At 72.1% G+C, this 20992-nt stretch carries 16 protein-coding genes; 11 read left to right on the top strand and 5 right to left on the bottom strand.

All coding sequences use genetic code 11. The annotated features are described in order from the left end of the window. Positions 1-29 precede the first annotated feature (29 nt). Positions 30-1493: a sodium:solute symporter family protein gene (locus tag IE265_RS10455; protein ID WP_190035168.1), complete on the bottom strand. Its 1464-nt coding sequence runs from the start codon at positions 1491-1493 to the stop codon at positions 30-32. 183 nt (positions 1494-1676) lie between these two features. Between IE265_RS10455 and IE265_RS10450 the strand changes: the two genes are divergently transcribed. Further along, positions 1677-3287 (top strand): PucR family transcriptional regulator, encoded by a 1611-nt coding sequence (locus IE265_RS10450; protein WP_190035167.1) that lies wholly within the window; start codon positions 1677-1679, stop codon positions 3285-3287. A 63-nt stretch (positions 3288-3350) separates the two neighbouring features. Beyond that, positions 3351-4139, top strand: a complete 789-nt coding sequence (locus IE265_RS10445; protein WP_190035166.1) for a phosphatase — start codon at positions 3351-3353, stop codon at positions 4137-4139. A 55-nt stretch (positions 4140-4194) separates the two neighbouring features. Here the strand turns inward: IE265_RS10445 and IE265_RS10440 are convergent, their stop codons facing one another. The 4 genes from IE265_RS10440 to IE265_RS10425 all read right to left on the bottom strand — a co-directional run bounded on the left by IE265_RS10440 (position 4195) and on the right by IE265_RS10425 (position 7993). Then, the gene (locus IE265_RS10440; RefSeq protein WP_190035165.1) at positions 4195-5169 is read right to left on the bottom strand and encodes a cation diffusion facilitator family transporter; all 975 of its coding nucleotides are present in this window, start codon (positions 5167-5169) and stop codon (positions 4195-4197) included. Positions 5170-5172: 3 nt separating this feature from the next. After that, on the bottom strand, positions 5173-6060 hold the full coding sequence (locus IE265_RS10435; protein ID WP_190035164.1) for an acyl-CoA thioesterase: 888 nt from the start codon (positions 6058-6060) through the stop codon (positions 5173-5175). A gap of 34 nt (positions 6061-6094) precedes the next feature. Continuing rightward, positions 6095-7252 (bottom strand): acyl-CoA dehydrogenase family protein, encoded by a 1158-nt coding sequence (locus tag IE265_RS10430; protein WP_190035163.1) that lies wholly within the window; start codon positions 7250-7252, stop codon positions 6095-6097. A 144-nt stretch (positions 7253-7396) separates the two neighbouring features. Then, the gene (locus tag IE265_RS10425) at positions 7397-7993 is read right to left on the bottom strand and encodes an SACE_7040 family transcriptional regulator (protein ID WP_190035162.1); all 597 of its coding nucleotides are present in this window, start codon (positions 7991-7993) and stop codon (positions 7397-7399) included. Between the two features lie 109 nt (positions 7994-8102). Here IE265_RS10425 and IE265_RS10420 point away from each other — a divergent pair, with 109 nt between their 5' ends. The 9 genes from IE265_RS10420 to IE265_RS10380 all read left to right on the top strand — a co-directional run bounded on the left by IE265_RS10420 (position 8103) and on the right by IE265_RS10380 (position 20959). After that, complete coding sequence (locus tag IE265_RS10420) at positions 8103-9719, top strand: carboxyl transferase domain-containing protein (protein ID WP_190035161.1); 1617 nt, start codon at positions 8103-8105, stop codon at positions 9717-9719. A 10-nt stretch (positions 9720-9729) separates the two neighbouring features. Beyond that, positions 9730-11679 (top strand): ATP-binding protein, encoded by a 1950-nt coding sequence (locus tag IE265_RS10415; protein ID WP_190035160.1) that lies wholly within the window; start codon positions 9730-9732, stop codon positions 11677-11679. Next, positions 11676-12632, top strand: coding sequence for a hydroxymethylglutaryl-CoA lyase (locus IE265_RS10410; RefSeq protein ID WP_190035159.1), 957 nt, complete (start codon positions 11676-11678; stop codon positions 12630-12632). The genes IE265_RS10415 and IE265_RS10410 overlap by 4 nt, the downstream gene beginning before the upstream one ends. An 11-nt stretch (positions 12633-12643) precedes the next feature. Further along, a complete protein-coding gene (locus IE265_RS10405; RefSeq protein ID WP_190035417.1) occupies positions 12644-13804 on the top strand; it encodes an acyl-CoA dehydrogenase family protein in 1161 nt (386 codons plus the stop codon). A gap of 183 nt (positions 13805-13987) precedes the next feature. After that, positions 13988-15034, top strand: coding sequence for an ABC transporter substrate-binding protein (locus tag IE265_RS10400; protein WP_190035158.1), 1047 nt, complete (start codon positions 13988-13990; stop codon positions 15032-15034). A gap of 898 nt (positions 15035-15932) precedes the next feature. After that, positions 15933-17375 carry a lysine decarboxylase DesA gene (gene desA, locus IE265_RS10395; protein ID WP_190035157.1) on the top strand — a complete coding sequence of 481 codons (1443 nt, stop codon included), beginning with the start codon at positions 15933-15935 and terminating at the stop codon, positions 17373-17375. Beyond that, positions 17359-18636, top strand: coding sequence for a lysine N(6)-hydroxylase/L-ornithine N(5)-oxygenase family protein (locus IE265_RS10390; RefSeq protein ID WP_190035156.1), 1278 nt, complete (start codon positions 17359-17361; stop codon positions 18634-18636). Before desA ends, IE265_RS10390 begins: the two co-directional genes overlap by 17 nt. Continuing rightward, a complete protein-coding gene (locus IE265_RS10385) occupies positions 18633-19190 on the top strand; it encodes a GNAT family N-acetyltransferase (protein ID WP_190035155.1) in 558 nt (185 codons plus the stop codon). Before IE265_RS10390 ends, IE265_RS10385 begins: the two co-directional genes overlap by 4 nt. Then, positions 19187-20959 carry an IucA/IucC family protein gene (locus tag IE265_RS10380; protein ID WP_190035154.1) on the top strand — a complete coding sequence of 591 codons (1773 nt, stop codon included), beginning with the start codon at positions 19187-19189 and terminating at the stop codon, positions 20957-20959. The genes IE265_RS10385 and IE265_RS10380 overlap by 4 nt, the downstream gene beginning before the upstream one ends. Positions 20960-20992: the final 33 nt, after the last annotated feature.

The raw sequence follows: 20992 nt of genomic DNA, 5'->3' as shown, positions 1-20992 counted from the left end.
TTCGTCGCTTATGCACTTCTCTTCCGACTCTACTGGTGAGCCGGCAGCGGTTCGGACACGGGTTCGGTGGACCGGCCCGCGAGGCGCTCGCGCCAGGCGGCCAGCACGGCCGCGTCGGTGGCGGGGGTGAGCAGCGAGACGATCACGTACGCGGCCAGCGAGGAGAGGAGCCCGTAGTAGACGGGTTCGTTCGCGAGGATTCCGTACGCGGCCATCAGGCCGACGACCGCGAGGCCGCCGACTGCGACGGCGGCGAGGGCGCCCTGGGCGGTGCCCCGCTTCCAGAGGAGGCCGCCGAGGATGGGGACGAGGAGGCCGCCGACGAGCAGGTTGTACGCGACGGTCAGGGCCTCGACGACGTTGTTGAGGGCGATGGCCGTGCAGATCACCGCGACGCCCATGACCAGGATGAAGGCCCGGTTGCCGCGCACCTCGTCGTGCGGTTCGCCGGAGTCACGGGCGACCGCGCCCCGCAGCCGGGACCAGATGTCGTTGTTGGCGACGGTCGCGCAGGCGATGAGCGCTCCCGAGGACGTCGACATCACGGCGGCCAGTGCCGCGGCGAGGACGAGTCCGCGCACGCCGACGGGCAGTTCGTCCTTCACGATCGTGGCGAACGCGTCGTCCGCGCTGGCCAGGTTCGGGTAGAGGACCTTGGCCGCGGTGCCGATGACGGCGCCGGCCAGCGCGTAGACCAGGCAGTAGGTGCCCGCGACCGTGCCGCCCCACTTGGCCGTGGTGTCGCTGCGGGCGGTGAACACGCGCTGCCAGATGTCCTGCCCGATCAGCATGCCGAACGTGTAGATCAGGACGTAGGTGAAGATCGTCTCGCCGCCGATGCCCAGCGGGTCGAAGTACTCGGTGGGCAGTTGCGCCTTCATCTCGCTGAACCCGCCGGCCTTGACGACCGCGATGGGCAGCAGCAGGAGGAGCACGCCGACGGTCTTCACCACGAACTGGACCATGTCGGTGAGCGTGATCGACCACATGCCCCCGAGCGTCGAGTAGGCGACGACGATCGATCCGCCGAGGACGATCGCGAGCGTGCGGTTCATGTCGAAGAGGACGTCGAAGATCGTGGCGTACGCGATGGTCGAGGTGACCGCGAGCATGAGGGTGTAGGCCCACATGACGACACCGGAGATGACACCGGCCCGGCCGCCGTAGCGCAGGTCGAGCATCTCGGAGACGGTGTAGACCTTCAGGCGGGCGATGCGTGCCGAGAAGAAGACGGACAGGGCCAGCAGGCCGAGGCCGATCGTGAAGACCATCCAGGCGCCGGACAGGCCGTACTGGTAGCCGAGGCCGACGCCGCCGATGGTGGACGCGCCGCCGAGGACGATCGCGGCCATCGTGCCGGAGTACATGGCCGGACCGAGCCGCCGTCCGGCGACCAGGAAGTCGCTCTTCGACGTGGCGCGGCGCATGCCCCACCAGCCCATGCCCAGCATGCCCAGGAGATAGACGACGATCACGGTGTAGTCGACGGCCATAGGGGCTCTCCTTCGCGCGTTCGGTGGCGTGTCGTGCGTGTGAGGGGTTCGCCGGCAGCCGGCCGCGGGGACATCCGCCCGTACCCGCGGCCTCCGGTGGGCACGACCCTAGGTGGCCGGAAAGCGGCGCTGAAGTGTACGTTTCATCCACTGCTTCGGGCCCGTACGGAGGAAACATCCACCATGGCGGACACTGTGCCCCCCGGTACGCCAGGCGTCACCGGCGTCTCCGGCCCGACCGGCGTCACCGGCACTCCCGGTGCCCCGGCCGGTCCCGCCGTGCCGCCCACGCCCCCCGTTCCGCTGGCCGCCCTGCTGGCCCGGGGGGACCTCGGCCTGCGGCTGATCGCGGGAAGCTCGGACACGGGTGGCGCCGAGGGCGCGGGCACGGTGGTCCACTGGGCGCACACCTCGGAGATGTCGGACCCCTATCCGTACCTGCTCGGCGGCGAACTGCTGCTGACCGCCGGGGTGCACATCCCCGGGGCGGACGGCTCGGACGCCTACTTCGACGCCTATGTCTCGCGGATCGTCGAGGCGGGCGGCGCGGCCCTCGGCTTCGGCCTGGCCCCGGTGCACGACACCGTCCCGCGGGCCCTGGTGGCGGCCTGCGACCGCCACGGCCTGCCGCTCCTGGAGGTCCCGCCGCGCACCACCTTCTCGGGGGTCGCCCGCGCGGTCTGGCAGCTCATGGCGCAGGCCCGGCACACCGAACTGCGCCGTGTCACCGAGGCCCAGCAGAGCCTGGCCGCCGCGGCGGCACGCCCGGACCCGGTCCCCTCGGTGCTGCGCCGGCTCGCGCAGCGGATGGGCGGCCGGACCCTGCTGTACGCGCCGGACGGCGCGCGGGTGGCGTCGGCCGGCCGGCTGCCCGGGGCGGCGGCGGACGCCGTGGACGGGGCGCTCGCCGCGCTGGCGGCCGTGGTCCGCCCGGCGGGGGGCGGCCCGGGCCCGGCCCCCACGTCCGCCACCGACACCGTCGCCGGCGCGCACCTCGCCGCCTACGCCCTCGGCACCGGCCAGGGGTTCGTGCTCGGCGTCGCCGCCCCGCACCGCGACCCCGGCGACCACACCATCGCCTCCGTCGGCGCCGTCCTGCTGTCGCTGCTCACCGGTGAGCACCAGAGCGACACGGGAGCCGCCCGCTCCTCGGCCCTCGTACGGCTGCTGCTGGGCGCCGCGCCGCCCGAGGTGGCGCCGCTGCTCGGCGAGGGACTGTGGACGGTCGTGCACGCGCGGCCGGACGGCCCGGGCCCCGACCCCGTCACCGCGTCCGCGCTGGGGGCGGCACTCGGCTCCACGCTGGTGGACACGGACCGGGACGTCGTACGGGTCCTCGTCCCCGCCGGCCTCCGCGAGCCGTCCGCCCAGGCGGGCTGGACGTGCGGCGTCAGCGCGCCCGCCGCCCCGCACGAGTGGCCCGCCGCCGACCTCCAGGCCGCCCGTGCCCTGGCCCGCGCGCGGGCCACCCGGACCGCGCTGGTCCGCCACGGCGAGCACCCGGGCCTCGCGGGACTCGTCGTCCCCGAGGAGGCGGCCGCCCACGCCCGGGCCGTGCTCGCGCCGGTCGCCGGAAACCCCGCGCTCACCGAGACCCTGCGCACCTGGCTCTCCCTGCACGGCAGTTGGGACCGCACGGCGGTCGCCCTCGCCGTGCACCGCAACACCGTCCGCCAGCGCGTCGCCCGCTGCGCGGCCCTGCTGGACACGGACCTGGACGACCCCGACGTCCGCATGGAGCTGTGGTTCGCGCTGCGGCACGCCCAGGACGCTCCTGAGCCCGGACGCGAGTGACACGCGTCCCACGGTTCGGCACTCCCGCGCCACCGGAGGGGGCTCACCGGCAGAATGGGGGGCATGCCGATATCCGGGACCCCCAGCCGCGCCGAGCTCGTCGCCCACCTCGTACGGACGCGTATCGCGGGTGACGTGGCCACCCCCCGCGAGAACAACCTCTCCCACTACCGCAAGCTGGCCAACGGCGACCGCAACTACTGGCTCGGGCTGGAGCTCGGCGACCGCTGGACCGACGAGCAGGACGTGCTGGCCGTGATGGCCGAGCGGTGCGGTGTGAACGACGACCCGGAGTACCGGTACGGCCAGGACACCATCGACCCCGAGCTGACGGTCGACGCGCTGGAGCGGATGGCGGGACGGCTGCGCAAGGCGGCGGCGGGCAGGGAGCGGGTGCTGTTCGCCACGGGCCACCCGGGCGGCCTGCTCGACGTGCACCGGGCGACGGCCGCCGCGCTGCGCGCCGCGGGCTGCGGGATCGTGGTGATCCCGGACGGCCTGAGCACGGACGAGGGATACGTGATGCAGTTCGCGGACGTCGCGGTGCTGGAGCACGGGGCGACGCTCTGGCACACCCACTCCGGCGCGCCGATGCGGGCGATCCTGAAGGGCCTGGAGGCCGAGAGCCGCCCGCTGCCCGACCTGGTCGTCGCCGACCACGGCTGGGCGGGCTGCGCCGGCCAGCTCGGCGTCGACTCGATGGGGTACGCGGACTGCAACGACCCGGCGCTGTTCCTCGCCGAGTCCGAGGGCACCGTCCAGGTGACGGTCCCGCTCGACGACCACGTCACCAGCCCCCGGCACTACGACCCGATGACGGCCTTCCTGCTCGCCGAGGCCGGCCTGTCCTGACCCCCGGCGCGCCGGTGGGCGACCGTTCCTGACTCCCGGCGCGCCGGCCGGGGCGTCACGGCGACGGGTCGGGTCCCTCCTCGCGGCGCCGGGCGCGGCCCGGCGTCGGGTCCAGGTACACGCGGCTCACCGCGGGGTACGCCTCGCGCACCCGCTGCTCGGCCTGCTCGCAGGCCCACTCGACCTGTGCGGCGGTGGACATGTCCCGGAAGTCGACCTTGGCCGCGACCAGCGCCTCGCGCGGGCCCTGCACGAGGGTCGTGAGTTCCAGCACCGCCTCCACGTGCTCGACGGCGAGCAGCTCGGCCCGGATGCGCTCCCGGGCCGGCTTCGGCAGCGGTCGCCCGATCAGCAGCTCCGCGTTGGACCGGCCCAGCACCCAGGCCACGTAGAGCAGCAGGACCCCGATGCACAGGGAGGCGAGGCCGTCCCAGACGCCGGAGCCGGTGAGCTGCCCGCCCAGCAGCCCGCCGGCTGCCAGCAGCAGCCCCGCCAGGGCGGCCGAGTCCTCCATGACGACCGCCTTCACGGCGGTGTCGGGCGTGCGCCGGAGGTAGCGCCGGAAGGGCGTGCCGAGGCTCTCCGCCTCGCCCCGTGCCTGGCGGACGCCGGTCCGCAGCGAGAGGCCCTCCAGCAGGAAGGCGACGCCGAGCACGACGTACGACACGAGGGGGTCGCCCGGTTCCTCGCCCGCGACGAGGGTGTGGACGCCGTCGTAGAGGGAGAAGACCGCGCCGCCGACGAAGGTCGCGACGGCCGCGAGGAGCGCCCAGATGTACCGCTCGGGGCCGTGGCCGAGCGGGTGCTCCTCGTCCGCGGGTCTCGCGCTGCGTTTCAGCGCGGTGAGCAGCATCAGCTCGGTGACGGTGTCGGCGACGGAGTGCGCGGCCTCCGACAGCATCGCGCTGGATCCGCTGATGAGGCCGGCGACCGCCTTGGCGAGCGCGATGCCGAGATTGGCGACGGCGGCGACGACGACCGTGAGGACGCTCTCGTCGCCGCGGTCCGGACCGGGTGCCGCTTCAGCCATGCCTCAGTCTGACCGAGGGACGCGGACCACGCCTTCCTGGATCACGGTGATGGCGAGTCGCCCGTCCCGCGTGTGGATGCGGGCCTGTCCCAGTCCGCGCCCGCCGGAGGCGGACGGCGACTCCTGGTCGTACAGCAGCCATTCGTCGGCGCGGAACGGCCGGTGGAACCACATCGCGTGGTCCAGCGAGGCCCCGACGACGTCGCCGGTGACCCAGCCGCCGCGCCCGTGGGCGAGCAGCACGGAGTCGAGGAGCGTCATGTCGGAGACGTACGTGGCGAGGCAGACGTGCAGCAGCGGCTCGTCGATGGCGCCGTCGAGTTTGCCGTTGGTGCGGAACCACACCTGGGAGCGCGGCTCGCGCGGCTCCCCGACACTCGCGAACGGCGGCGCGTCGACGTACCGGAGGTCGACGGCCTCGCGGGTCTGCAGCAGCCGCTCCAGGATGCCCGGGTCGACCCGGCCGTCCAGGTGGGCGGGCAGCGTCTGGGCGGCCGTCGGCAGGGTCTCCGGATCGGGCGCGGCAGGCATGGCGGCCTGGTGGTCCATGCCCTCCTCGTACGTCTGGAAGGACGCGGAGAGGTGGAAGATCGGCTGTCCGTGCTGGACGGCGACGACCCGGCGGGTGGTGAAGGAGCGCCCGTCGCGGATCCGGTCGACGGTGTAGACGATGGGCGCGTCCGGGTCCCCCGCCCGCAGGAAGTACGCGTGCAGGGAGTGGGCGAACCGGTCCTCGGGAACGGTCCGCCCGGCCGCGACCAGTGCCTGCGCCGCGACCTGCCCGCCGAAGACCCGCGGGACGACGGCGGAGCGCGACCGGCCGCGGAAGATGTCCCGCTCGATCCGCTCCAGGTCGAGCAGATCGAGCAGGTCCTCGAGTGCCTGGGTCATGGGTCGGTTCTACCGTGCGGTGAGGTCCGGGGACCTACAGCCCCATGTTCTTGGCGATGATCGACTTCATGATCTCGCTGGTGCCGCCGTAGATGCGGTTGACCCGGTTGTCCGCGTACAGGCGGGCGATCGGGTACTCGTTCATGAAGCCGTAGCCGCCGTGGAGCTGGAGGCAGCGGTCGATCACGCGGTGCGCGACCTCGGTGCAGAACAGCTTGGCGCTGGCGGCCTCGGCCGGCGTCAGCTCGCCCGCGTCGAGGGCCTCCAGGGCGCGGTCGGCGACGGCCTCGGCCGCGTCCACCTCGGCCTGGCAGGCGGCCAGCTCGAACTTGGTGTTCTGGAAGGACGCGACGGTCTTGCCGAAGACGGTGCGGTCCTGGACGTACTCCTTGGCGAACCGCACGGCGGCCTTGGCCTGCGCGTAGGCGCCGAAGGCGATGCCCCAGCGCTCGGAGGCGAGGTTGTGGCCCAGGTAGTAGAAGCCCTTGTTCTCCTCGCCGAGCAGGTCCTCGACGGGGACCTTCACGTCGACGAACGCCAGCTCGGCGGTGTCGGAGGTCCTCAGACCGAGCTTGTCCAGCTTGCGGCCTATGGAGTAGCCCTCGGCCTTGGTGTCCACGGCGAACAGGGAGATGCCGAAGCGGCGGTCGTCCGCGGTGGGCGCGGAGGTGCGGGCGCAGACGATCACGCGGTCGGCGTGGACGCCGCCGGTGATGAACGTCTTCGAGCCGTTGAGGACGTAGTGGGTGCCGTCCTCGGAGAGCTTGGCGGTGGTCTTCATGCCCGCGAGGTCGGAACCGGTGCCCGGCTCGGTCATCGCGAGGGCCCACATCTCCTCGCCGGAGACGAACTTCGGCAGGAAGCGCTTCTTCTGCTCGTCGGTGGCGAGCGACTTGATGTAGGGCAGGCCGAGCAGCACGTGCACGCCCGAGCCGCCGAACTGGACACCGGCGCGCGCGGTCTCCTCGTACATCACGGCTTCGAACTTGTACGAGTCGATGCCGGCGCCGCCGAACTCCTCGTCGACGCGGATGCCGAAGACGCCCAGCTCGGAAAGCTTGTAGTAGAAGTCGCGCGGTGCCTGGCCCGCGGCGAACCACTCGTCGTAGACCGGGACGACCTCGGCCTCGATGAAGGCGCGCAGGGTCTCCCGGAACGCCTCGTGATCCTCGTTGAACACCGTACGGCGCACCGCCGCCACCTCCACCTGGGGTCCATGTCTAAGCGCTTGCTCAGAGGCACGTTACCCGCCGGTCACGACGGCCGTCCAGAGATCCAGGTCACGCCCGGGCCACTAGCGACGCATGTCACTCCGGGCACGGCCGCGGCGGGCGGGTCACCCGGCGGCGGCCGCCGCCTCGAAGGCGCCGCGCGCCATCCGGTGCAGCAGGGCCGCCATGCCGGCCCGCCCGGGGAGCGCTCCGGGACGACCGAGGTGCGGGGTGGAGTTGAGCAGCCCGAAGACCGCGTGGACGGCGGCCCGCGCGGCCGGCTCCGTCAGGTCCGGGGCGACCTCGCGCACGACCTCCACCCACAGCTCGACGTACTGCCGCTGCAGCTGCCGCACGAGCTTGCGGTCGCTGTCCCGCAGGCGGTCCAGCTCCCGGTCGTGCAGGGTGATCAGCGGGCGGTCGTCGAGCGCGAAGTCGATGTGCCCCTCGATGAGCGAGTCGAGGAGCGCCGCGGGATTCCCGTCGGCCTCCGCCACGCGCCGCTTGCCGCCGGTCAGGAGCTGCCCGCTGATCCCCACCAGCAGCTCGGCGAGCATCGCGTCCTTGCCCGGGAAGTGCCGGTAGAGGCCGGGCCCGCTGATGCCGACCGCCGCGCCTATCTCGTCGACCCCCACCCCGTGGAAGCCGCGTTCGGCGAACAGCCGGGCGGCCTCCTTGAGGATCTGCTCGCGCCGGGTGGGGGCATCGGTTCTCGTGGCCATGAAAGCAATTCTAGACAGGCAGGTTAGCGCTCGTTAACCTGAAGGAAACGCGTTAACGCTCATTAACCAGGTTCATTGACTGGTCACCACCGGGTGAGGGGACCGCAGGATGCACGAGGCACCGGAGCTCCACAGCGCGGCAGATCCCGCGTCGGAGGCCTGGCGGGCCAACGAGGCGGCACACCGCGCGCTCGTCGAGGAGCTGCGGCGCAAGCTCGCCGCGGCCCGGCTGGGCGGCGGTGAGCGGGCCCGCGCCCGGCACACCGCACGCGGCAAGCTGCTGCCGCGCGACCGGGTGGACACGCTCCTCGACCCCGGCTCGCCGTTCCTCGAGCTGGCCCCGCTGGCGGCCGACGGGATGTACGAGGGGCAGGCCCCGGCCGCCGGCGTCATCGCCGGGATCGGCAGGGTGAGCGGCCGCGAGTGCGTGGTCGTCGCCAACGACGCCACGGTCAAGGGCGGCACGTACTACCCGATGACCGTGAAGAAGCACCTGCGCGCCCAGGAGGTCGCGCTGGAGAACCGCCTCCCTTGCGTCTACCTGGTGGACTCCGGGGGCGCCTTCCTTCCGATGCAGGACGAGGTCTTCCCCGACCGGGACCACTTCGGGCGGATCTTCTACAACCAGGCGCGGATGTCGGGTGCGGGCATCCCCCAGATCGCCGCGGTCCTCGGCTCGTGCACGGCCGGCGGGGCGTACGTCCCGGCGATGAGCGACGAGGCCGTGATCGTGCGCGGCCAGGGCACCATCTTCCTGGGCGGCCCGCCGCTCGTGAAGGCCGCGACCGGCGAGGTCGTCACCGCCGAGGAGCTGGGCGGCGGCGAGGTCCACTCGCGGGTCTCCGGCGTCACCGACCACCTCGCCGAGGACGACGCGCACGCGCTGCGGATCGTCCGCACGATCGTCTCCACGCTCCCCGCGCGCGGGGAGCTGCCCTGGACGGCCGAGACCCCGGCCGAGCCGAAGGTGGACCCCGCCGGGCTGTACGGAGCGGTGCCCGTCGACTCCCGCACCCCCTACGACGTGCGCGAGGTCATCGCGCGCGTGGTGGACGGCTCGCGGTTCGCGGAGTTCAAGGCGGAGTTCGGCCAGACCCTGGTCACCGGCTTCGCCCGGATCCACGGCCACCCGGTCGGGATCGTCGCCAACAACGGCATCCTGTTCTCCGAGTCCGCCCAGAAGGGCGCCCACTTCATCGAGCTGTGCGACCAGCGCGGCATCCCCCTGGTGTTCCTGCAGAACATCTCGGGCTTCATGGTGGGCCGCCAGTACGAGGCGGGCGGCATCGCCAAGCACGGCGCCAAGATGGTCACGGCCGTGGCCTGCGCCCGCGTGCCGAAGCTGACCGTGGTCGTCGGCGGCTCGTACGGCGCGGGCAACTACTCCATGTGCGGCCGGGCCTACTCCCCCCGCTTCCTGTGGATGTGGCCGAACGCCAAGATCTCCGTCATGGGCGGCGAGCAGGCCGCGTCCGTGCTCGCCACCGTCAAGCGCGACCAGCTGGAGGGCCGCGGCGAGTCCTGGCCCGCGGAGGACGAGGAGACCTTCAAGGACCCGATCCGCGCCCAGTACGAGCGCCAGGGCAACGCCTACTACGCGACCGCCCGGCTCTGGGACGACGGAGTGATCGACCCCATGGAGACCCGCCAGGTACTGGGTCTCGCCCTGACCGCGTGCGCCAACGCGCCCCTGGGTGACCCCCAGTTCGGCGTCTTCCGGATGTGAAGGACTGACCATGTTCGACACCGTTCTTGTGGCCAACCGCGGCGAGATCGCCGTCCGGGTCGTCCGTACGCTGCGCTCCCTCGGCGTGCGGTCGGTGGCGGTCTTCAGCGACGCCGACGCCGACGCCCGGCACGTGCGCGAGGCGGACACGGCGGTCCGGATCGGTCCGCCCCCGGCCGCCGAGAGCTACCTGTCCGTGGAGCGCCTGCTGGAGGCGGCGGCGCGGAGCGGCGCGCAGGCCGTGCACCCGGGCTACGGATTCCTCGCGGAGAACGCCGGGTTCGCGCGCGCCTGCGCCGACGCCGGACTCGTCTTCATCGGGCCCCCCGCCGACGCGATCGCCCTGATGGGCGACAAGATCCGCGCCAAGGAGACCGTGCGGGCGGCCGGTGTCCCGGTCGTCCCCGGCTCCTCGGGCAGCGGACTCTCGGACGCGCAACTGGCCGACTCCGCACGGGAGATCGGAATGCCCGTGCTGCTGAAGCCGTCGGCGGGCGGCGGCGGCAAGGGCATGCGCCTGGTGCGCGACGCCGCGGCGCTGGCCGACGAGATCGCCGCCGCGCGGCGCGAGGCCCGCGCCTCCTTCGGCGACGACACCCTGCTCGTCGAGCGGTGGGTCGACCGCCCCCGGCACATCGAGATCCAGGTCCTGGCCGACGGCCACGGGAACGTGGTGCACCTGGGCGAGCGCGAGTGCTCCCTCCAGCGCAGGCACCAGAAGATCATCGAGGAGGCGCCGAGCGTCCTGCTCGATCCCGGCACGCGGGCCGCGATGGGCGCGGCGGCCGTCCAGGCGGCCCGCTCCTGCGGCTACTCGGGCGCGGGCACCGTGGAGTTCATCGTGCCCGGCGGCGACCCCTCCTCGTACTACTTCATGGAGATGAACACCCGGCTCCAGGTCGAGCACCCGGTGACCGAGCTGATCACCGGGCTGGACCTGGTGGAGTGGCAGTTGCGGGTCGCCGCCGGCGAACGGCTCGCCTTCGGACAGGACGACATCACCCTGACCGGGCACGCCGTCGAGGCCCGCGTCTGCGCCGAGGACCCCGCCCGGGGATTCCTGCCCTCCGGCGGGACGGTCCTGAGGCTGCGGGAGCCCCGGGGCGAAGGCGTCCGCACGGACTCCGGCCTGACCGAGGGCACCGAGGTCGGGTCGCTGTACGACCCGATGCTGTCGAAGGTCGTCGCGTACGGGCCCGACCGCGCGACCGCGCTGCGCAGGCTCCGGGCCGCGCTCGCGGACACGGTCACGCTGGGCGTGCCGACGAACGCCGGGTTCCTGCGCAGGCTCCTCGCCCATCCCGCGGTCGTGGCCGGCGAGCTGGACACCGGACTCGTCGAGCGGGAGGCCGCGGGCCTCGTCCCCGACGGGGTGCCCGAGGAGGTGTACGAGGCCGCCGCGGCGGTCCGCCTCGAAGGGCTCGCCCCGTCCGGCGGGGACGGCTGGACCGACCCGTTCTCGGTGCCGAGCGGCTGGCGGCTCGGGGGTGAGCCGGCGCCCGTGGCCTTCGACCTGCGGGTGGCGGGACGGGACCCCGTGACGCGGGGCGCCCGGCCCGGTGCCGAGGTGTCGCCCAACCGTGTCTCGGTCACCGTCGACGGGGTCCGCCACACGTTCCACCGGGCCGCCGACTGGCTGGGCCGGGACGGCGACGCCTGGCAGGTCCGCGACCACGACGCGGTCGCCGCCTCCCTCACCGGCGCCGCGCGCTCCGGTGCCGACTCGCTCACCGCCCCCATGCCCGGCACGGTGACGGTGGTGAAGGTGGCCGTGGGGGACGAGGTCGACGCCGGGCAGAGCCTGCTGGTCGTCGAGGCGATGAAGATGGAGCACGTCGTCTCCGCCCCGCACGCGGGCACCGTCACCGAGCTGGACGTCACCCCCGGCACGACCGTCGCGATGGACCAGGTCCTTGCCGTGGTCGCGCCGCGCGAGGAAGCGCAGGAGGAGCAGGCATGACGACTCCCGAACTCGGGCTGCCGATGACCGTGCCGGCCGAGGGACTCCCGTCCCGGGTGCGGATCCACGAGGTGGGCGCCCGGGACGGACTCCAGAACGAGAAGGCGACCGTCCCGACGGAGGTCAAGGCGGAGTTCGTCCGGCGGCTGGCGGAGGCGGGGCTCGGCACCATCGAGGCCACCAGCTTCGTCCACCCCAAGTGGGTGCCCCAACTGGCGGACGCCGAGCAGCTCTTCCCCCTCGTACGCGATCTCGGCGACCTGTCCGGCACGGCCCTTCCGGTGCTCGTCCCGAACGAACGCGGCCTGGACCGCGCCCTGGCCCTCGGCGCGACCCGCATCGCCGTGTTCGCCAGCGCCACGGAGTCCTTCGCCAGGGCCAACCTGAACCGGACCGTGGACGAGGCGTTCGCGATGTTCGAGCCGGTGGTCGCACGGGCCCGGGCCGAGCGGGCGCACGTCCGCGGCTACCTCTCCATGTGCTTCGGCGACCCCTGGGAGGGCCCCGTCCCCGTCCCCCAGGTCGTCCGCGCCTGCCGGGCGCTGCTCGACATGGGCTGCGACGAGCTGAGCCTCGGCGACACGATCGGGGTGGCCACCCCGGGGCACGTACGACGGCTCCTCGCGGAGCTGGCCGGGCAGGGCGTCCCCACGGACGTCGTCGGCGTGCACTTCCACGACACGTACGGCCAGGCCCTCGCCAACACCCTGGCCGCGCTCGAACAGGGCGTGACCACCGTGGACGCGTCCGCCGGAGGGCTCGGCGGCTGCCCCTACGCGAAGAGCGCCACCGGCAACCTCGCCACCGAAGACCTCGTGTGGATGCTGACAGGACTCGGCATCGACACCGGGGTCGACCTCGACCGCCTCATCGCCACGAGCGTGTGGATGGCCGAACAACTGGGCCGACCCAGCCCGTCCCGCACCGTCCGCGCCCTCTCCCACAAGGAGTGACCCCCATGTCCCTGGACCACCGCCTCTCCCCCGAGCTGGACGAACTGCGCCGCACGGTCGCGGAGTTCGCCCGCGACGTCGTGGCCCCGAAGATCGGCGACTTCTACGAGCGCCACGAGTTCCCGTACGAGATCGTCCGGGAGATGGGCCGCATGGGCCTGTTCGGGCTGCCGTTCCCCGAGGAGCACGGCGGCATGGGCGGCGACTACCTCGCGCTGGGCGTCGTCCTGGAGGAACTCGCCCGCGTGGACTCCTCGGTGGCCATCACCCTGGAGGCGGGCGTCTCGCTCGGCGCGATGCCGATCCACCTGTTCGGCACCGACGCCCAGAAGGCCGAGTGGCTGCCCCGGCTGTGCTCCGGCGAGATCCTCGGCGCCTTCGGCCTGACCGAGCCCGACGGAGGCTCCGACGCGGGCGCCACCCGCACGACGGCCCGGCTCGACCCCGAGACGGACGAGTGGGTCATCAACGGCAGCAAGTGCTTCATCACCAACTCCGGCACCGACATCACGGGCCTGGTGACGGTCACCGCGGTCACCGGCCGCAAGCCCGACGGCAAGCCGCTGATCTCCGCGATCATCGTCCCCTCCGGCACCCCCGGCTTCACGGTCGCGGCCCCGTACTCGAAGGTCGGCTGGAACGCCTCCGACACCCGTGAGCTGTCCTTCGCGGACGTGCGCGTCCCGGCGGCCAACCTGCTCGGCGAGGAGGGCCGCGGCTACGCGCAGTTCCTGCGGATCCTGGACGAGGGCCGCATCGCCATCGCGGCGCTGGCCACGGGGCTCGCCCAGGGCTGTGTCGACGAGTCGGTCAGGTACGCCAAGGAGCGGCACGCGTTCGGGCGCCCGATCGGCGCCAACCAGTCGATCCAGTTCAAGATCGCCGACATGGAGATGAAGGCCCACATGGCCCGTGTCGGCTGGCGCGACGCCGCGTCCCGCCTCGTCGCGGGGGAGCCCTTCAAGAAGGAGGCGGCGGTCGCCAAGCTCTACTCCTCCACGATCGCCGTGGACAACGCCCGTGACGCCACCCAGATCCACGGCGGCTACGGCTTCATGAACGAGTACCCGGTCGCCCGCATGTGGCGCGACTCGAAGATCCTGGAGATCGGCGAGGGCACGAGCGAGGTCCAGCGGATGCTGATCGCGCGGGAGTTGGGCCTGTCCGGCTGAAAGTCGACGGACACCGGTGCTGCCCCGTCCCCGAACTCCGGGGCAGTCCACCGGACCGGGCCGGAGGCCATTGCGCGTTCGCGCAGGTGGGACCCCCCACGGCGGGCAGATGATGAGGTTAGGCTAACCTACCTTCGCAGTTGTCCGGTGGGTCACCCGCCCTGTTCGAAAGCAGCCAAAGCCATGCCCAACGCCCGTGCCACCCACCTCACCCGCCGCGGCATCCTGGCCGCCGGTGGCGCCATCGGCCTCGGCGCCGCGCTGGCCGCCTGCGGCGACGACGACGCGAAGAGCGGTGGCTCGGCGGACGCTTCGAAGAGCGCCGCGGCGGGCCCCTGGAGCTTCGAGGACGACCGCGGCACGAAGGTGAGGACGGACAGGGCCCCGGCGAGCATCGTCGCGTTCACCGGTGTCGCCGCCGCGCTCCACGACTACGGCATCGAGGTCAAGGGCGTCTTCGGACCGACCACGACCAAGGACGGCAAGGCCGACGTCCAGGCCGGCGACATGGACGTCAGCAAGCTGACGGTCATCGGCAACGCCTGGGGCCAGTTCAACATCGAGAAGTACGCGAGCCTGGCCCCCGACGTCCTCATCTCGACGATGTTCGACGACGCGGGCACCCTCTGGTACGTCCCCGAGGAGTCCAAGGACAAGATCGCCAAGCTCGCCCCGAGCGTCGGCATCTCCGTCTTCGACCGCCAGCTCCCCAAGCCGCTGGAGCGCATGCTCGCGCTCGCCGAGTCGCTGGGCGCCGACGTCAGGGCGGCCAAAATCGTCGAGGCGAAGAAGAACTTCGAGAAGGCCGCCGAGCGCCTGCGCAAGGCCGCCAAGGCCCGCCCCGAGATCAAGGTCCTCGTCGGCTCGGCCAGCCAGGACATCTTCTACGTGTCCGGCTCGAACTTCTCCATCGACCTGGAGTACTACAAGGCCCTCGGCGTGAACCTCGTGGAGCCCTCCGCCAAGGCGCTCAAGGCGAGCGGTGGCTGGTTCGAGAACCTCAGCTGGGAGAACGTCGACAAGTACCCGGCGGACGTCATCATCATGGACGACCGCACCGCGACCATCCAGCCCGCCGACATCACCGAGAGCACCTGGAAGAAGCTGCCCGCCGTCAAGGCCGGCCAGGTCGTCGCGCGCACTCCCGAGCCGATCCTGTCCTACGACAAGTGCACCCCGATGCTGAACAACCTCGCCGAGGCCATCGAGAAGGCGAAGAAGGTCGCCTGATCCCCGCGTCCGCGGTCCGGCTCCGGGCACCCCTCTGCGGGGCGCCCTGAGCCCGGCCGCGCAGGCGGCGCCTGCCTCCCGGGGCGACTCCGGAGCCCGCGCGAGCACGGCGGCGGCCGCACCGCCCCGCGTCCCCGCCCTCGGGCGGCCCGGTCGCGGCGGCCCACGCCGCCCCCGCCGGCCGAGGGCGGCTCCGGGGCCCCGCCCGGCCTCCCCCGCGTCCGGCTCCCCCACCCCGCCCCGCCCCGGCCCCGTCTCCCCCTCCCCCTGATTGCCGCCTCCGTCCGTCGCCCACGGGGCCCCACCGCCGCACGGACCCCGGACCAGCGCGCGGACGCGGACCCGCTCCGGGCCCGGAGCGCGGAAGCCCTCCGCGTCAGTGGCGTACGGAGGTCCCGGATCGACGCCCCGGCGACGCGCGAGCGGTCGCACACTCCCGAACGCCCCGCCACCGCGCCCGTACTCAACCCCACACCCCCACGAGGTCCGCGCCCGCGACGCCCGCGCCCCCACCCCGGCGGCACCGCGCCCGCACGAACCCGGGTGGGCCGATCGGGCAACACGGAACCCCACCCGCCACCCGACACTCCGTCACCCCGCAGGCGCAGCGACCCGAACCGGTACCGTCACGGTCCGCGCCGGCCCGACTCCGCGCGGCCGAGGCCCCCGTACGCGGGCATCGCGGTCCGGCCCGCCCGCCACCCTCGCGCGGGCACGTCCGGTCGGAGCGCGGAGCGACCGTACGGCCGTGCGGCCGTGCGACCGTGCGGCCGTGGAGAGTGCTACGTCACAGCGCCACGGTTACCGGAGGGGCGCATTCCAAGATGAACTTTGGTTAGGCTAACCTAAGTTCCATCCCAGCGAACACGTCCCTCTCCCGTCCCCGGAGGCACTTCACATGCGCTCGCACCTGCTCAATGACACGACGGCGGAGCGGTACCGCCGCTCCGTGACCGAAGGCGTCGAGCGGGTGGCGGCCAAACTCGCCGCCACGAAGCGGCCGTTCACCGGTGTCGCCGTCGACGAGCTCGCCCCGCGCATCGACGGCATCGACCTGGACAGGCCGCTCCTCGACGAGGGCGCCGCGCTGGACGAGCTCGAAGAGGTCTACCTGCGCGACGCCGTCTACTTCCACCACCCGCGCTACCTCGCGCACCTCAACTGCCCCGTGGTCATACCGGCCGTGCTCGGCGAGGCGGTCATCTCCGCCGTCAACTCCTCCCTGGACACCTGGGACCAGTCGGCCGGCGGCACCCTGATCGAACGCAAGCTGGTCGACTGGACCACCGAGCGCATCGGCCTCGGACCGGCCGCCGACGGCGTGTTCACGAGCGGCGGTACCCAGTCCAACCTCCAGGCGCTGCTGCTGGCCCGCGAGGAGGCGAAGAGCGAGTCGCTCGCCGACCTGCGGATCTTCGCCTCCGAGGTGAGCCACTTCAGCGTCCGGAAGTCCGCCAAACTGCTGGGCCTGAGCGCCGACTCGGTGGTGTCGATCCCCGTGGGCCAGGACAAGCGGATGCAGACGGTCGCCCTCGCCCACGAGTTGGAGCGCTGCCGGCGGGACGGCCTGGTGCCCATGGCCGTCGTCGCGACCGCCGGCACCACGGACTTCGGCTCCATCGACCCGCTGCCCGAGATCGCCGAGCTCTGCGAGCAGTTCGGGACCTGGATGCACGTGGACGCCGCGTACGGCTGCGGACTGCTCGCCTCGCTGCGGAACCGGGACCGCATCGACGGCATCGAGCGCGCCGACTCGGTGACCGTGGACTACCACAAGTCCTTCTTCCAGCCGGTGAGTTCGTCCGCCCTCCTGGTCCGGGACGCGGCCACCCTGCGGCACGCCACATACCACGCGGAGTACCTCAACCCGCGCCGCATGGTGCACGAGCGCATCCCCAACCAGGTCGACAAGTCCCTCCAGACCACCCGCCGCTTCGACGCCCTCAAGCTGTGGATGACGCTGCGCGTGATGGGGGCCGACGGCATCGGCACGCTCTTCGACGAGGTCTGCGAACTGGCGGCGCAGGGCTGGCGGATGCTGGCCGCGGACCCGCGGTACGACGTCGTGGTCGAACCCTCGCTGTCCACCCTGGTCTTCCGCTACATCCCGGCGAGCGTCACCGACCCTGCCGAGATCGACCGCGCCAACCTTTACGCCCGCAAGGCCCTGTTCGCCTCCGGTGACGCCGTCGTCGCGGGCACCAAGGTCGGCGGGCGCCATTTCCTCAAGTTCACCCTGCTCAACCCCGAGACCACCGCGGACGACATCTCCGCCGTGCTCGACCTGATCGCCGGCCACGCCGAGCAGTACCTGGGAGAGTCCCTTGACCGCGCTTCCTGAATCCCGTGAGAAGACCCACGACTTCGTGGGGATCGGGCTGGGCCCCTTCAACCTCGGCCTCGCCTGCCTCACCGAGCCGATCGACGAGCTCGACGGCGTCTTCCTGGAGTCCAAGCCGGACTTCGAATGGCACTCCGGCATGTTCCTGGAGGGCGCGCACCTCCAGACCCCGTTCATGTCCGACCTCGTCACGCTGGCCGACCCGACGTCCCCGTACTCCTTCCTCAACTACCTGAAGGAATCGGGCCGTCTCTACTCGTTCTACATCCGGGAGAACTTCTACCCGCTGCGTGTCGAGTACGACGACTACTGCCGCTGGGCCGCCTCGAAGCTGTCCAGCATCCGTTTCGGCACCACGGTCGCCGAGGTGACGTTCGAGGACGACGTGTACGTCGTGCGCACCACCGCTGGCGACGTGCTGCGCGCCCGCCGGCTCGTGCTCGGCACCGGCACCCCCCCGTACATACCCGAGGCCTGCGCCGGCCTCGGCGGCGACTTCATCCACAACTCCCGCTACCAGCAGCACAAGCGCGAGCTCCAGCGGAAGAAGTCGATCACGCTCGTGGGCAGCGGCCAGTCCGCCGCGGAGATCTACCACGACCTGCTCGGTGAGATCGACGTCCACGGCTACCGGCTGAACTGGGTCACGCGCTCCCCGCGGTTCTTCCCGCTGGAGTACACCAAGCTCACGCTGGAGATGACCTCCCCGGAGTACATCGACTACTTCCACGCGCTGCCCGAGGAGACCCGCTACCGCCTCCAGACCGAGCAGAAGGGCCTGTTCAAGGGGATCGACGGCGAGCTGATCGACGCGATCTTCGACCTGCTGTACCAGAAGAGCATCGGCGGTCCGGTCCCCACCCGGCTGCTCACCAACTCGTCGCTCACCTCGGCGAGTCACGAGAACGGCACGTACACGCTCGGACTGCGCCAGCAGGAGCAGGGGAAGGACTACGAGCTGCACTCCGAGGGGCTGGTCCTGGCGACCGGCTACAAGTACACCGAACCCGCCTTCCTGAAGCCCGTGCGCGACCGCATCCGCTACGACACGCGGGGCAACCACGACGTGGCGCGCAACTACTCCATCGACGTCACGGGACGCGGCATCTTCCTCCAGAACGCCGGGGTCCACACCCACTCGATCACCTCGCCCGACCTGGGCATGGGCCCCTACCGCAACGCGTCCATCATCAGGGAGCTGCTCGGCACCGAGTACTACCCGGTCGAGAAGTCCGTCGCGTTCCAGGAGTTCGCCGTATGAGCCGCCCCGCCGGCGACTCGGTCGGCACCCTCGGACTCCGGCCGCTCGACCCCCTGCGGGACGCCGAGCTGCTGCACTCCTGGGTCACGCACCCGAAGGCCGCGTACTGGATGATGCAGGACGCGCGGCTCCAGGACGTGGAGCGCGAGTACATGGCCGTCACGGCCGCCGAGCACCACCACGCGTTCATCGGGCTGCGCGACGGCGTCCCGGCGTTCCTGATGGAGAGCTACGACCCGCGGTACGTCGAGCTGGTCGGCCTGTACGAGCCCGAACCGGGCGATGTCGGCATGCACTTCCTGGTGGCACCGACCGACCGGCCCGTGCACGGCTTCACGCGTGCCGTGATCACCGCGGTGATGGACTCCCTGTTCGCCGACCCGCGCACCCGCCGGGTCGTCGTCGAACCGGACGTCGGGAACCGGGCCGTGCACGCCCTGAACGAGATCGTCGGTTTCGTGCCGGCGCGAGAGATCCAGAAGCCGGAGAAGCGCGCGCTGCTGTCCTTCTGCACGCGCGAGGACTTCCTGGCTGCCCGAGGAGTGGCCCTGTGACCCTGTCCGACGCCGTGGCGCACCTGTCCCCCCGACGCTGGGCGCGGGCCAACCGCCTGCTCCTGCGCAAGGCCCTCGCCGAGTTCTCCCACGAACGGCTGATCACGCCGGAGTCCACCGGCGAGGACACGTACGAGGTCCGCAGCGACGACGGCCTCACCCGGTACCGCTTCACCGCGACCGTCCGGGGCCTGGAGCACTGGCAGATCGACCCGGAGTCGATCACCCGGCACCGGGACGGCTCCGAACTCCCCCTCGCAGCGCTGGCCTTCATCATCGAGATGCAGAAGTCGCTCGGTCTCGGCGAGGAGGTGCTGCCGGTGTACCTGGAGGAGATCTCCTCCACCCTGGCCGGCACCTGCTACAAACTCACCAAGCCCGAGGTGACCTCGGCGGAGCTCGCGGGGAGCGGCTTCCAGGACATCGAGACGGGGATGACGGAGGGCCACCCCTGCTTCGTCGCCAACAACGGCCGCCTCGGCTTCGGCGTCCACGAGTACCTCTCGTACGCGCCGGAGACCGCGAACCCGGTGCGGTTGGTGTGGCTCGCCGCGCACCGTTCGCGGGCCGCGTTCACGGCGGGCGTGGGTGTGGAGTACGAGTCGTTCCTGCGCGAGGAGCTGGGCGCCGGGACGCTGGAGCGCTTCGACCGCGTCCTGCGCGAGCAGGACCTGGACCCGGGCGACTACCTGCTCATCCCGGTGCATCCCTGGCAGTGGTGGAACAAGCTCACCGTCACCTTCGCCGCCGAGGTCGCCCGGCGGCACCTCGTGTGCCTCGGCGAGGGCGACGACGAGTACGTGGCCCAGCAGTCGATCCGGACCTTCTTCAACCGGAGCGCGCCCGGCAAGCACTATGTGAAGACCGCCCTGTCGGTCATCAACATGGGCTTCATGCGCGGCCTGTCCGCCGCCTACATGGAGGCGACCCCGGCCATCAACGACTGGCTCGCCCAGCTCATCGAGAACGACCCCGTGCTGCGGTCGACCGGCCTGTCGATCATCCGCGAACGGGCGGCCGTCGGCTACCGGCACCTGGAGTACGAGGCGGCCACCGACCGCTACTCGCCGTACCGCAAGATGCTCGCGGCGCTGTGGCGGGAGAGCCCGGTCGCCTCGCTGCGGGACGGCGAGAGCCTGGCCACCATGGCCGCGCTGGTGCACGTCGACCACGAGGGCGCGTCGATCGCCGCCGCGCTGATCGAGCGCTCCGGCCTCACGCCGGTGGAGTGGCTGCGCCGCTATCTGCGCGCGTACCTCACGCCGCTGCTGCACAGCTTCTACGCGTACGACCTGGTGTACATGCCGCACGGCGAGAACGTCATCCTCGTCCTGAAGGACGGCGCGGTCGAGCGGGCGGTCTACAAGGACATCGCCGAGGAGATCGCCGTCATGGACCCGGACGCGGTCCTGCCGCCCACGGTCGAGCGGCTGCGGGTCGACGTGCCCGAGGACACCAAGCTCCTGTCGATCTTCACGGACGTCTTCGACTGCTTCTTCCGCTTCCTCGCCGCGAACCTGGCCGGCGAGGGCGTGCTCGACGAGGCGGACTTCTGGCGCACGGTCGCCGACTGCGTACGCGAGTACCAGGCGTCCACGCCCGAACTCGCCGACAAGTTCCGGCAGTACGACATGTTCGCCCCGGAGTTCGCGCTGTCCTGCCTCAACCGGCTGCAACTGCGCGACAACAAGCAGATGGTGGACCTCTCGGACCCGGCGGGCGCCCTCCAGCTCGTCGGCACCCTGAAGAACCCCATCGCCGGGCTGTAGCCGCGGCCCCCACCGGCAGGCGGGCGCCCCCCG

Origin of the sequence: Streptomyces fructofermentans (assembly GCF_014651055.1) — a bacterium.
Taxonomy (GTDB): domain Bacteria; phylum Actinomycetota; class Actinomycetes; order Streptomycetales; family Streptomycetaceae; genus Streptomyces; species Streptomyces fructofermentans.
This window is presented reverse-complemented; position numbering and strand designations above follow the sequence as displayed.